The sequence below is a fragment of the Corynebacterium hindlerae genome, assembly GCF_014117265.1.
Classification (GTDB): domain Bacteria; phylum Actinomycetota; class Actinomycetes; order Mycobacteriales; family Mycobacteriaceae; genus Corynebacterium; species Corynebacterium hindlerae.
Map to the genome: position 1 here is coordinate 2,240,651 of NZ_CP059833.1, position 12,692 is coordinate 2,253,342.

Annotated in this window: 10 protein-coding genes and 1 pseudogene; 9 read left to right on the forward strand and 2 right to left on the reverse strand. The window is 54.5% G+C overall.

Translation table 11 applies throughout. From position 1 onward, the window contains the following. Positions 1 to 19: 19 nt before the first annotated feature. Entirely contained in the window at positions 20 to 1,087 is a 1,068-nt protein-coding gene (locus HW450_RS10880; RefSeq protein WP_182385638.1) for an iron-siderophore ABC transporter substrate-binding protein, read from the reverse strand. 126 nt (positions 1,088 to 1,213) lie between these two features. Here HW450_RS10880 and HW450_RS10885 point away from each other — a divergent pair, with 126 nt between their 5' ends. The 8 genes and pseudogenes from HW450_RS10885 (at position 1,214) to HW450_RS10920 (ending at position 10,870) form a co-directional block, all read left to right on the forward strand. Beyond that, positions 1,214 to 2,014 carry a class I SAM-dependent methyltransferase gene (locus HW450_RS10885; protein WP_182385639.1) on the forward strand — a complete coding sequence of 267 codons (801 nt, stop codon included), beginning with the start codon at positions 1,214 to 1,216 and terminating at the stop codon, positions 2,012 to 2,014. Positions 2,015 to 2,068: 54 nt separating this feature from the next. Then, complete coding sequence (locus tag HW450_RS10890; RefSeq protein WP_182385640.1) at positions 2,069 to 2,749, forward strand: DUF6928 family protein; 681 nt, start codon at positions 2,069 to 2,071, stop codon at positions 2,747 to 2,749. A gap of 224 nt (positions 2,750 to 2,973) precedes the next feature. Continuing rightward, positions 2,974 to 3,306 carry a type I phosphoribosyltransferase gene (locus tag HW450_RS10895; RefSeq protein ID WP_182385641.1) on the forward strand — a complete coding sequence of 111 codons (333 nt, stop codon included), beginning with the start codon at positions 2,974 to 2,976 and terminating at the stop codon, positions 3,304 to 3,306. A 2-nt stretch (positions 3,307 to 3,308) separates the two neighbouring features. Next, on the forward strand, positions 3,309 to 4,544 hold the full coding sequence (locus HW450_RS10900) for a Zn-dependent hydrolase (protein WP_182385642.1): 1,236 nt from the start codon (positions 3,309 to 3,311) through the stop codon (positions 4,542 to 4,544). A gap of 261 nt (positions 4,545 to 4,805) precedes the next feature. Then, positions 4,806 to 6,116: pseudogene (locus tag HW450_RS10905) on the forward strand (ISL3 family transposase). A gap of 43 nt (positions 6,117 to 6,159) precedes the next feature. Further along, entirely contained in the window at positions 6,160 to 7,500 is a 1,341-nt protein-coding gene (locus HW450_RS10910) for an anaerobic C4-dicarboxylate transporter family protein (RefSeq protein ID WP_232843387.1), read from the forward strand. A gap of 24 nt (positions 7,501 to 7,524) precedes the next feature. Then, complete coding sequence (locus HW450_RS10915) at positions 7,525 to 8,880, forward strand: M20 family metallopeptidase (RefSeq protein WP_182385644.1); 1,356 nt, start codon at positions 7,525 to 7,527, stop codon at positions 8,878 to 8,880. A gap of 172 nt (positions 8,881 to 9,052) precedes the next feature. Then, on the forward strand, positions 9,053 to 10,870 hold the full coding sequence (locus HW450_RS10920) for an NAD(P)-binding domain-containing protein (RefSeq protein WP_182385645.1): 1,818 nt from the start codon (positions 9,053 to 9,055) through the stop codon (positions 10,868 to 10,870). A gap of 114 nt (positions 10,871 to 10,984) precedes the next feature. Here HW450_RS10920 and HW450_RS10925 read toward each other — a convergent pair whose 3' ends face one another. Continuing rightward, positions 10,985 to 11,209, reverse strand: a complete 225-nt coding sequence (locus HW450_RS10925) for a hypothetical protein (protein ID WP_182385646.1) — start codon at positions 11,207 to 11,209, stop codon at positions 10,985 to 10,987. 459 nt (positions 11,210 to 11,668) lie between these two features. On the opposite strand from HW450_RS10925, the gene HW450_RS10930 reads away from it, so the two are divergent. Continuing rightward, positions 11,669 to 12,691 carry an ABC transporter substrate-binding protein gene (locus tag HW450_RS10930; protein WP_182385647.1) on the forward strand — a complete coding sequence of 341 codons (1,023 nt, stop codon included), beginning with the start codon at positions 11,669 to 11,671 and terminating at the stop codon, positions 12,689 to 12,691. Position 12,692: the final 1 nt, after the last annotated feature.

Sequence of the window (12,692 nt, forward strand, 5' to 3'; positions counted from 1 at the left end):
AGTGCTGTGGCTGCCACAGTTACTGGAGTCCGTCGTTAAGCACGGCAAAATAACGGTCGATTGCCCATGGGATGGCCAGCGGGGAAGGATTGGCCGCAGCCCCGAGCGGTCCCTGCTCCAGGAAGGCGATGTGGCCGTCCTTAATAGCTGGGATTTTAGAAAGTAGTGGGTCAGCTTGCATCTCCTTGACCTTCTTCTCATCTTCGGATGCGTCGCCCGAGGAGTAGGAAATGATGAGGTCGACGTCTGCAAACTGCTCTGGTTTTTCCGTAGCAGCCTCAATCCAGAATTTCTCTGCCGTGGCTGATTGTTCCGTGACGATGTTGGGCGCGGAAAGGCCATGGCTGGTGAGGAATCCCATGCGGGGATCCTTGATGGAGTAGAAGCCGATCTTGGATGGGTCGGAGCTGCCGCCGAAGGAGGTGAACAGTACCTTCTTGTCTTTTAGGTTGGGGTACTTATCGAGGCTCGCAGCAATCTTACTGTTCAGCTCTTCCGTGAGCTTCTTGCCTTCCTCTGCCTTACCGAGGGCCTGGGAGCTAATCTCGATCATCTCCTCCAACGACGTGCCCCAGGCCATGTCGGGGTATGCGACTACTGGTGCGATCTTGGAGAGGGTGTCGTAGTCCTCCTGCGTGATCCCGGAGTAGGTGGCCAGGATGAGGTCTGGTTTGGTGTTGGCTATCTGTTCGAAAGGGACGCCATCTGTTTCGTCGAAGATCGCGGGTGCTTTGTCGCCGGAGTTTGCTCCGAGTTCTGTCAGCTTTTCTTCGACCCAAGGAAGAATGCCGTTGTTGTCGTCATCGCCGAATGTGGCTTTGCTGATTCCGACAGGAGTTTGGCCTAGGGCGAGGGGGACTTCATGGTTGGCCCAGCCGATGCTTGCGATGCGTTGTGGGGCTTTGGTGATGGTGGTTTCGCCAAAGGCGTGCTTGATGGTGACCGGGAAGGCGGATTGGGCGTCGGCCGTGCTGGCGCTGTTGCTGGTGCTCTGGTAGGCGGTGTCTGCGTTTCCGCACGCAGTCAGAGTGAAGGTGAGGGAAGCTGTGGCAAGGGCAAGTGTGAAAACCCGGAAGGTTTTGTTCATTTAGGTTCCTTTTAATGAAACAGCGGTTTGGTCAACTAAAGCGACACTAACAAAAGAAAGCCTAACCTAACAACAAATCGTTTGATGTGAGTTAGTTCTGTTTCGAGATGCGGTATTTTCGTGGATATGTCTCTCACGAAAACCCAGCAGACCCTGTTTTATCCGCTGATTGGTCGCGCGGAGGCTGCGCGGACCTGGCCCGAACTGTTTTCAGATTCTTGGGCTGAGCAGGCTCGGGAGATCGCACTCAGTCATGGGGTGGCCATTAACGATATGCCGCTATTTTCGCAGGCCTCCTATGGTTTGCGACATATCGCTTCGATAGCGGAAATCAAAACCTACCTGGCCAATCATCCTGAAGCCGCGGTGGTCAATCTCGGCTGCGGGCTGGATCGCCTGGAAGAAGATCTGGCTGAGATTCCGCACGGTCCCCTCTACAATCTGGACTTTCCCGAGGTCATCGAGTTACGCAAGCGGTGGCTACCGGCCAGCGATTCCATCGAGCTACCTTTCAGTGCATTCGAGCACGAGTGGATGAAGCAGGTGGACGCCCGCGGTGGCTTCGTCGCACTCGCGGCGGGTGTGATGTACTTCTTTGAAATTGAGCAGGCCACAGCGCTTATCGACGCCATGGGCCGCCAATTCCCGGGCGGAGAATTCATCTATGATGCTCAATCGCCAGACGTGACCAGTCGTAGCGAACGGGTACTTGCTAGTGCCGGGCTGCCAGCCACGATGCCGTTTAAGCTAGCGGATCCCTACTGCGTTCGGGATTGGTCGCCAGCGGTGTCGAATGTTGATATTGAGTTCAACTTCATGCACTACCTCCCGCAAGGGCAGCGGGAGCTACTGCCTCCTGATGTGGCTGATACCTTCACGCAGGTAGCGGAGCGGAAAGATATGTACCTGGTAAAGGTAGAGTTTTGAAAGGTTTTTTCTCACCCTGCAATGAGAGATAGCTTTTCGTTAAAATACTGTGGCATGGGTTACAGTTGTTGCTTATATGCTATCTCTGACGGAATTCCGCGCGAGGCTATCTGGACACAACCCGAAGCAGGACCAGAACGCGCTAATCAGTTCGTCCAATATTACTTCAAGGATAAGTTTGTCCTCGCTGGTGAGGACTCAATCAACCATATCGACTGTCGTGGACCAGAACTTTACTGCGGCTCGTGGGGAAACACGGTGCTGTTTTCCGGGGATATCGACACCCTCGATGTCGACTACGACATGCCTGAAGGATTCGGGTTGTGGTACCTGCAATTGGAATCAGTGGTTGACTATGTCAACTTCAGAGTTGAGGGCGGTCCATACGGGCCACGCGATTTTGAAATGGATTGTGAAACCACATGGCTCGAAGGTGTGGACTGGCCAGGCTTCTCACCACCACGTGAAGATAACCGCCGACTCCCCGTGGGAAAGAACAAAGGAAAACCGCTGGAGTTTAAGCTCTCCTACCTCCGCGGTGAACACGCCCTACCACCTGAAGAAGAATACCCGCTGCCATTTCATCCTGGTGAATACGGCGCGGCAGCATCAATTTGGGCATTCGGCATAGAGGGAGAAACACCAACAGGTGACGCCGTGATGACCCCTCTCATTGAACAATGCCGGGCAGCAACCGAGCATGTGAAGGTGCACCGTTTCGAAAACCGGGGTTGATTTTCGCACGACAAAAATCCGGCGTCGTGATTGATTGAAAAGGCATTTGTTCCCGACCGAACGAAAATTTAACAGTGAGAAATCGCACGTCATCATCTCTTTTAATTTGGATCATTAGTGATAGCGTCGTTTTTAGATGAGCTTGCTGGATTATTTAAGCACGCTTTCATTATTCAGCTGGCTCACCAGGTCTAAAGATCAGCGTGAACGGTTGGAGATACGAGATGTTTGAACTGTCGATTGCTCAGCTAAGTGAGGAATTGCGTCGTGACCTCGCCTCTTTTGGTGAGTGTGCTCGAACCAAGGGACAGTGTGAGCCAAACATACTGCGGAAAGCTGCACGAATTTTGGCAGCGCAGGTGCCACAAGGTACAACCAAGTTTGTGTGCACTCCTGAGGATCTTCCGCTGACAGTTGCGCTCAGCTTGCATACTGGCATCCCATTTTCGGTCGCTTCAGAAAAGCTTGAGGTGCCAAGTGGTCATATTCTGGTGAGTTTTGCGTCGTGCGCGAATGCACTTTCGTTAGTTGATGTGCTTGAGGAAGGCGGCGCGTAACTATGTCCGCCACCTCCTTCGCAGACCTCATTAATACATTTGCCGCCATCAGCGATCCAGCGTGCGCTGACGGGGTACAACGGCTCGGGTTCAGTGCATTAGAACGGCAATCGCATCAGGTATTCGTCGAATTTATGGAAAACCTGGGTTTGTCAGTGTGGACCGATGCAGTGGGAAATACCATCGCTCAATACCCTGGCGCACAACCGTTATCGGCAATTGGTGTTGGTTCACACCTCGACAGCGTCTATCGGGCTGGACAATATGACGGCATTGCGGGCGTAGTTACGGCAATGCTGGTTGCAGAGAGGCTGACTCAGGAAGCCGTAACAACGCGGCACCCGATTCGGTTCGTTGCTTTCGCTACCGAAGAGGGAGCGCGGTTTGGACAAGCATGTATCGGATCCCGTTTGGTTACTGGTCGCACATCAGTTCAGGACTTGCAGCGACTGAAAGACAGCGACGGTGTGAGCGCTTATCAAGCGATGAAGGACTGCGGACTCCGCCCAGATGATCTTGCTGAAGCCCTCTGGAACCCTGCAGATTGGGATTCCTTCCTCGAGCTGCACATTGAGCAGGGGCCAGCTTTGCATTCGCAGGGAATAGACATCGGCGTGGTCAACCTCATTTCGGGGTCGTGCCGCTTCTTGGTGACTTTCACCGGCATAGCCTCACACTCCGGTGGCACGCCGATGCACCTGCGAAAAGACGCATTCATGGCAGCAGCGGAGTTTGCCCTTGCCGCTGAAGCCATTGCACTTGATAGTGAACACCACGGGACACGAGTGACAATCGGTCAGGTCAGCGTTGAGCCCGGAAGTATCACGACCATTCCAGGAAAATGCACACTGTCAGTTGACGTCAGGGATATCGATAGCGTCCGGCAGCGCGAAACAGCGCGAGTTCTGGTGCACCTAGCAAGTTCAAGTGGCGAACGGAGAGGAATTGGGGTGGAAACTCAGTACCTTTCTGACGTCGCCCCTGCATTCTTATCCAACAAGATTCAAACCGCGCTGGCAGACGCCGCGCGCAGCGTGGGAGCTTCCCACACTTACATGTATTCCGGTGCTAGCCACGATGCGCAAATTGTCAGCTCGATCTGTGACACCGGCATGGTGTTCGTCCCCAGCCTCAACGGCGGGGTGAGCCATTCACCTCGGGAGCTTTCCCGAATCGACGACCTGGAAATGGGAACGAAGGTGGTGTACGAGGCAATACTGCGACTTGATCGAAAATAAAACATTCACACAAACCTTATGCACCATTTCTCTAGGAGAAAAAGATGGATTGGATACTGGTAATAGAGCTTCTAGTGATGCTCTTTTGTATCTGGTTAGGATCCCGTAGCGGTGGCATTGCTCTGGGTTTCTGGGCTCTTCCGGTTTTAGAGTGCGTAGCTGACCATGGGGTGGGGTTCGGGGTGGCACAACATATAGGGGTCCTGGCCGGTACAAGATGAGAGTTGCGAAGCTTCCATCCAACCGAACCAGGACCCTACTGTGCAGCCTACTACTGGCAACCTCGTCGCCGACACCATCTGCCGCACCGCAGAAATCGGCCTCACGATCACCGGAGCCGCCGACGCCGGAAACATCACCATCATCGACGCCACCCCGGTGGCCGTGAACCACACCTGCCCGGACTGCGGGCACCCAGGCAAGCTGAGGGATCACACCCTGCGCCGGCTCGTTGATCTTCCCGTCGTCGGGTTCCCCACCCGCCTGGACGTCCGCGTCCCCCGCTTTCTGTGCACAGAGCCCTTCTGCTCTAGGAAGATCTTCCAGGCATCCCTGGCCTGCGCGGATGACGGATCCAAGCTCACCCACCGAGTCACCCGCTGGATCCTCCAGCGCCTCGCCATTGACCGGATGAGTGTGTCTGCCACCGCCAAAGTACTCGGTATCGGCTGGGACCTGGTCAACCAGGTCGCACTCGATGCCTGCCGCCAGCTCGTCTACGACGACCCGCACCACCTCGACGGCGTGCGCATCCTCGGAGTCGATGAGCACGTCTGGAAACACACCCGAGGTTAGCCTTCGAACCTGGTGACCATCCTCGTGGACCTCACCCCACTGGTCGACGGCCGCGGGCCCGCCCGACTACTGGACATGAGACCGGGGCGGTCCGCGGACGTGCTGCGCGGGTGGCTGCAGGAACGCGACCCCGGTTTCCGCAGCCAGGTGCAGGTGGTGACCATGGACGGGTTCACCGGCTACGCCAGTGCTGTGGACCAGGTCCTCCCGGACGCGACCAAGGTGATGGATCCGTTTCATGTGGTGCATCTGGCGGCTGAGAAGCTTACCGGGTGCCGGCAACGACTCCAACGAGAGACCACCGGACGCCGCGGACGCAAAGATGATCCGCTGTATAAGTACCGTCGCACCCTGTTGACCAGGACGAACTACCTCACCGAGCGGCAGAAACAACGCCTGGACATGCTGTGGGCCACCGACGATGACTACGTGGCACTCGAGGTCACCTGGATGTTCTACCAGGACCTGATCACAGCATACGGGCACCCGCAGAAATCAGAAGGCAAGAAGTTGATGGAACGGATCATCACCACCCTGCGCAAAGGCTTGCCGAAAGGTCTGGAGGAGCTGGCTCAACTCGGGAGAACCCTGTGGCGTCGGCGGGAAGATGTGCTCGCCTACTTCGATATCGGGGCGTCCAACGGGCCGGTCGAGGCCATCAACGGCAGGCTCGAGCACCTACGGGGGATCGCCCTGGGATTCCGAAACCTCAACCACTACATCTTGCGGTGCCTGATCCACTCCGGACAACTACAGGACAAGATCAACGCACTCTAAAACCGGAAGAGCCGGTTTCTGGGGCGGTGTTGGTCTTCTCATCATTACTTTTGTTTTCCGCGAAGTACCGACTGAACCACCGGTCGATGTCATGCTTATCATTCTTGCTGTGACTTGCGCGACGGCCACAATGCAGGCCGCCGGAGGAATCGACTTTATGGTGAGGATAGCCGAAGCGATAATCAAGAAATATCCTTCCAGAATCACTTTTGTTGCCCCACTTGTGGCGTATCTATTCACGTTCGCCGCAGGTACAGGGCATATTTTGTACCCCTTGCTCCCCGTAATTCATGACACGGCATTACGCAACGGAATTCGACCTGAACGGCCGATGTCGGTATCTGTGGTGGCTTCTCTTCAAGGAATCACCGCTAGTCCGGTTTCCGCAGCTATGGCTGCTTTGATCGTGGTGGTAGAACCACTGGGTATGTCTTTGCCAAAGATCATGATGATTGCCGTGCCGGCAACAATAGTTGGTGTTTTAGCCGCGTCGGCGGTGATGCTGAAATGGGGCAAAGAACTGGAGGAGGATCCAATTTTCCAGGCTCGCGTTGCGGCAGGGGAAGTAGAGGATATCCCGGGGATCATCAAAGCTCGTCGGCTCGCTTCTCGGAAGAAGATTTCTGTGGAAGAGGCTTTGACGGAGCTGAATCTTGACACTGCTGTCGCAGTTGATGAGCAGGTAAGTGAACAAGAAAAACGTTTTGAGGAAGAGATTACTGCTGAGAAGAATGGTGCAATTCCAGGGTCTGGAAAAGTTACGGCAGCGATCTTTTTGTTGGCAGTCATCACCGTAGTTGTGTTGGGAGCTGTGCCTGAGTGGCGCCCTCCAGGGCCTGAAGGTAAGGCACTGAACATTGCGATTGTTATTCAAATCATCATGCTTACGGCAGCCGCAATTATGTGCATGATCACCAAAGTTAAAGTCAGAGCTATTGCAGAAAGTGCTATTGCAAGAACAGGGTTGATTGCTCTCGTCGGTATTTTCGGTCTGGCGTGGTTAGGGCTTACGGTGATTCAAGCGAATAAAGACACCATTGTTAATGGCCTGGAAAATATGGTGACTAATAGCCCATGGACCTTCGCAGTAGCCCTCTTTGCATGTTCTATCGTTCTGTTTTCTCAAGCATCGACGACCAGAACCTTGGCACCACTGGGAGTCTCTTTGGGACTTGCGGCCCCTGCCTTGGTGGGCATGTGGCCTGCTGTTAACGGTGCATTTTTCCTACCTACATATGGCACCAGTGTTGCAGCACTCAACTTTGACCGGACTGGAACTACTCGAATCGGCAACGCGGTGCTTAACCACTCGTTCATGGTGCCCGGTGTTGTCGCGATCATTGCAGCGGTTATCACAGGACTGTTGATTTCGACCGTCGTTTAACTCAATCCTGAAAGGAAAATCAAAATGTCTGAATATCAGCCAAGCACAGAGCCCGTTCCTCCATATGCTGGCTATCCCCAGCAGTTAGCGAAAGCCACTGCGCAACTGAAAGAATCGAGTGCGTTTTCTGTGGAGAAACGGGAGGGTGCTGCGCCCGAGCTTATGGACGCATTGGAGTCGAAGATCGACGAACTTTCGGAGACGATTGTAGGGATGTCGCATTTCCTGCACGAAAACCCTGAAGTTGGTTTTGAAGAATTTAAGGCACAAGCCAAATTCAAGGAGTATCTTGAAGCGCATGGCCTTGATGTAGAGCTCGGGGTTTATGATGTTGAGACCTCCTTTGAGTCTAAAATCAGCAATGGCAGTGGCCCAACGATTGCGATTCTGTCTGAGTACGACGCGTTGCCCAATATCGGTCATGCTTGCGGACACTGCGTCATGGGAGCAACTGGGCTTGGGGCATACTTGGCACTTGCAAAGTTGGTTCGAGAAAACCCAGATGCTTTTCAAGGCACCGTGAAATTCATTGGTACACCAGCGGAAGAAGGGACCTCGGGTAAAGCAGTAATGATTCGAGGGGGAGCCTTCAAACCAGAAGATATGGATGCAGTGTTGGCCTTGCATTCCTATGGCTACGATCTAGCAGATCAAGTCTGGTTGGGGCGCCGCACTCTCACCGTCCACTTCAAGGGTGTTCCCGCGCATGCCTCTTCGCAGCCATGGATGGGGCGTAACGCACTGGATGCTGCAGCATTGACTTACCAGGGCCTTGCCGTTTTGCGGCAGCAAATACCTCCGGTGGATCGCATTCATGCCATTATCACTGAGGGGGGAACTCGTCAGTCGATTATCACTGAGGATTCGACGATGAAGTTCTATGTGCGTTCCAAATACCCTGATACGCTGAAAGACCTCTCGGAAAGAGTGGAAAACGTGGTTAAGGGTGCTGCGCTTATGACTGGTTGTGGTGTGGAAATAGCTTGGGACGAGAGTCCTGCTACTTTACCAGTGCGCACTAACAATGAACTGGTGTCTCGTTGGGTTGCTGCTCAGCGTCGTCGGGGGAGGGACCCGCTGCCTTTGGGAGTTGTATCTGAAACCCTTGCGGCGTCAACCGATTTTGGCAATGTCTCTTATCGTATTCCAGGTATTCATCCGTTGATCAAAGTTAGCCCGGAAGATGTAGCTCTTCACACTCGGGAAATGGCGGAAGCAGCAGGTTCGCCAGCAGGCGATCAGGCCGCCATAGATGGGGCGTTTGGTTTGGCCGCAGTAGCGCTTGATTTTCTGAACGATGAAGAACTGCGTAAAGCAGTGAGTGAAGAGTTCGAAGCTGCCGGTGGTTTCATCGACGCCGAAGAATTCCTCAAGAACTAGCAGGTGCTGCCCCGTAAGAGGGGCAGCCTGAGTACCTAAAACATGTACAGCACAAAGTGTTGAACAGTTCTTGTTAAGTGGAGCCAAAGGGTACACGTCACGAATCGGGCAACGAACTTAGCCAGCTTTGCAGCGGTAACCATTGGATAAAAGCGCCCTTAGCTGTAGGACAATGCAATATAAACTCCACCCCAATGATGATCTAGATCACAGGAGTGTGATTGTGGGAATTGCTACGACTTGGCTCAATGCCTGGCAGAAACTACTTGATGGTTCCGCTCAGCCCCAGGAGGTCTTTGCAGAAGACTCGTTTTGGCGGGATTTTGTCACCTTCACCTGGAATATCCATACCGCTGAAGGGATCCCGCAGATCGAGGAACTGATAGCGCATAATCCGCCGATGCGTCCGGTCGATCGGATCCAGGTGACGGAGGAGGTTGCCGAAACTGAGGACGTTACCCGGGTGAGTTTCGACTTCGAAACCCCACTTTTCCTCGGCAAAGGCATTGTTCGCATCCGTGATGGCAAAGCTTGGACTTTGCTCACGAGCGCGCGAGAGCTGAAGGAGCGGAGAGAGAAGCGGGGACGTAATCGAGAATTGGGTGCGCAGCATGGAGTAAAAACTGATCGCCGCAATTGGGCAGACCTGAAAGCAGAGCGTGTTGCAGCGCTAGGAACCACTGAACAACCTTATGTGCTGATAATCGGAGGTGGTCAGGGTGGGATCGCGCTAGCCGCGCGTCTGAAGAGGTTGAGGGTGCCGGCACTGGTCGTCGATAAGCATGCGCGCCCCGGCGACCAGTGGCGCGGTCGCTACCACTCCCTGTGCCTGCACGACCCGGTCTGGTACGACCACCTGCCCTACCTGCCATTCCCTGACGATTGGCCGGTTTTCACCCCGAAAGACAAGATGGGGGATTGGCTCGAGCACTATGTGGGGATCATGGATCTTGACTATTGGTCCAACGCAACCTGCACCAAAGCTGAGCAAGTGGACGGTGGATGGAAGGTTCAGGTAGACCGTGACGGTGACGTGGTGGAGTTGCGACCAACTCAACTCGTGTTTGCCACCGGTATGTCGGGTGTGCCGAACATGCCGACGTTCCCCGGCCAGGAACAATTTTCGGGGGATATCGTACACTCCTCACAACACCCCGGCGGAGAAAAATATCAAGGCAAAACCGTGGTCGTGCTTGGAGCGAACAACTCTGCCCATGACATCTGCGCTGACCTGTATGAAAACGGTGCGCACCCGGTCATGGTGCAACGCTCATCGACGCACGTCTCCCGATCCGAAACATTAATGAAGCATGTCTTTGGCCCGCTCTACTCGGAAGACGCCGTGGAAGCCGGGATCGATACGGATACCGCCGATATGCTGTTCGCATCGTGGCCGTACAAACTCCTGCCCGAGGTGCAGCGGGAGGTTTTCAACACGATTCGGGAAGAAGACGCCGACTACTACCAGCGGCTCGAAGACGCCGGTTTCATACTGGACTTCGGTGACGATGACTCCGGACTCTTCCTTAAATACCTACGACGCGGCTCCGGATACTACATCGACGTTGGTGCCTGCGAGCTCGTCGCGAACGGCTCCATCGAACTCCATTCGCACTGCTCAATCGACCACTTCACACGCGATGGCGTGGTGCTCACCGACGGTGCAGCCATTGAATGTGCGGCCGTTATCTTTGCTACCGGCTTTGGATCCATGAGTGGCTGGGTAGAAAAAATCGTGGACCGCGAAACCGCCCACAAAGTAGGCCGTTGCTGGGGTCTTGGCTCTGACACCACCAAAGACCCCGGCCCCTGGGAAGGCGAACTGCGCAACATGTGGAAACCAACCACCGTGGACAACCTCTGGTTCCACGGTGGCAATCTCCACCAGTCGCGTCACTACTCCCGATACCTGGCCATCCAGCTGGCTGCGCGATATTTAGGGATGGACACGCCCGTGCACAAGATTCCAGAAGTGAATCACGTGGGGTAGGGCCTGCGCTGCTTCTAGCTGTTCATCGGGATGCTCTTTCAACGATCAGTTGAACCTATGGCTTTTGCCTATCTCGCGGCCCCGACCCCAATTAGCCTGCGCATGTAGGGTGGCTTAGTTGAGGTCAAACTCTCTTTTCAGCAGTGTTTTAGAGCGTCTGGTCGATGCAGATTCCGTAGCTACCCAGGCATTCCAGCCGAACCAATCTTGGTTGCCAGATGTTTGAACCAACGCTTGACCATCCGGGAACTCATCAACCCAGGACGCAGTGAAGTTTGGGCCTTCTGGCAAGGTGATGAGGTCGTCGTCAGGGATATGCTTCTTAAGGTATATCACCACACGGGGTTGTCTTTGAGGATGACTGTGGCGACGGCACGGATCGCAGGGTAGCCAGCGAGATCTCCGCGTAAAAAGTAGCCTGCTGGGGTTCGAGTGGGGGAAGAGAACGCATGCCGTAGCGTAATGTGATGTTTTAATCCCCCGCTTTGCAGTTGTTGCCTAATGTGACGCTGGCCCCGGTTGGTGCGTGAATGACGAAATCGACAGCGAACGTGTCGGTTGTAGGTTGGCGAGGATGGTGTGGTGCAAGCGCAGTTTTCTGAGTCAGATTCGACCGTGGGGTAATGACCGTGGCCTTTCATTCTGTAGGTAGGGGGAGAAGCTTCGTGGAGGTGAATTTTGGAAAATACCCCCGAATACCCCCGTGGCAAGATAGTTGCGCTGCGATGATTCAGGGGCCATATCAAAATGAAGGATCGTATTGCTTGATTCTTAATCAATTGAAAGGCTTCTTCGACCATGCTCCTCAAAGATGCACGCCTGGCCATCGCTACGCTGTCTGCAGCTGCTCTCCTCGTGGGTTGTGCAGAACCTGTAGAAAAGGTCGACGATAAGGCAAAGTCTGGTGAGAAGACCAAGATTACGGTGTACCCTTCGGAGCCTGAGGCGAAGGTTGATGAGATCAACAAGGCTTTCCAGGAGAAGAATCCAAACATCGAAGTTGAGGTCTTCCGAGCTGGTACCGGTGACCTGAACGCGCGCATCGAATCCGAGAAGAAGACTGGCAAGATCGGCGCCGACATCCTGTGGGCAGCCGACGCTCCAACTTTTGAGACATACGCAAAGGCAGGTGACCTGGCAAAGCTGGACAACTTGGACACCAAGGCAGTGATTGATGACGCGAAGGATCCAAACAACTTTTACGTCGGCACCCGCATCATTCCAACCGTTATTGCCTACAACACGAAGGAAATCACCGAAGCCCCAGGTTCCTGGAAGGATTTGACCGATCCTAAGTTCCTGGACAAGTTGGTTCTTCCTGATCCTGCCGTGTCTGGTGCTGCAGCGTTCAATGCATCTGCTTGGAAGAATGATTCAGCTCTCGGCGAAGAGTTCGTCAAGGGCCTTGGCGCGAACAAGCCAATGATCGCAAAGTCCAACGGGCCAGCATCCCAGGAGATTGCTTCCGGTTCTCGCCCGGTCGGCATCGTGGTTGACTACCTGGTCCGTGATCTTGCGGTGAAGGGCTCCCCAGTGGCCGTTTCTTATCCGAAGGAAGGCGCCCCATTTATCACTGAGCCCGCGGGCATCTTCAAGACTTCTGACAAGCAGGAAGCAGCCACGAAGTACCTGGAGTTCCTGATCTCCAAGGAAGGCCAGGAACTGGCAGTCAAGCAAAACTACCTCCCAGTTCGCGAGGACGCAGGTGCACCAAAGGACGCGCCTAAACTGAATGACATTGCGCTGATGGACCAGGACCTGGAGAAGATCACCGCTGATAAGAAGGCCGCCGTCGCTGCCTTCCAGGAAGCAATGAAGTGAC

Excerpts from the sequence above, each read along its gene's own strand:
- HW450_RS10900 (WP_182385642.1), top strand. The coding sequence starts at position 3,309 with ATGTCCGCCACCTCCTTCGCAGACCTCATTAATACATTTGCCGCCATC.
- HW450_RS10920 (WP_182385645.1), top strand. The coding sequence starts at position 9,053 with ATGCAATATAAACTCCACCCCAATGATGATCTAGATCACAGGAGTGTG.
- HW450_RS10890 (WP_182385640.1), top strand. The coding sequence starts at position 2,069 with ATGGGTTACAGTTGTTGCTTATATGCTATCTCTGACGGAATTCCGCGC.
- HW450_RS10930 (WP_182385647.1), top strand. The coding sequence starts at position 11,669 with ATGCTCCTCAAAGATGCACGCCTGGCCATCGCTACGCTGTCTGCAGCT.
- HW450_RS10915 (WP_182385644.1), top strand. The coding sequence starts at position 7,525 with ATGTCTGAATATCAGCCAAGCACAGAGCCCGTTCCTCCATATGCTGGC.
- HW450_RS10880 (WP_182385638.1), bottom strand. The coding sequence starts at position 1,087 with ATGAACAAAACCTTCCGGGTTTTCACACTTGCCCTTGCCACAGCTTCC.
- HW450_RS10885 (WP_182385639.1), top strand. The coding sequence starts at position 1,214 with ATGTCTCTCACGAAAACCCAGCAGACCCTGTTTTATCCGCTGATTGGT.
- HW450_RS10895 (WP_182385641.1), top strand. The coding sequence starts at position 2,974 with ATGTTTGAACTGTCGATTGCTCAGCTAAGTGAGGAATTGCGTCGTGAC.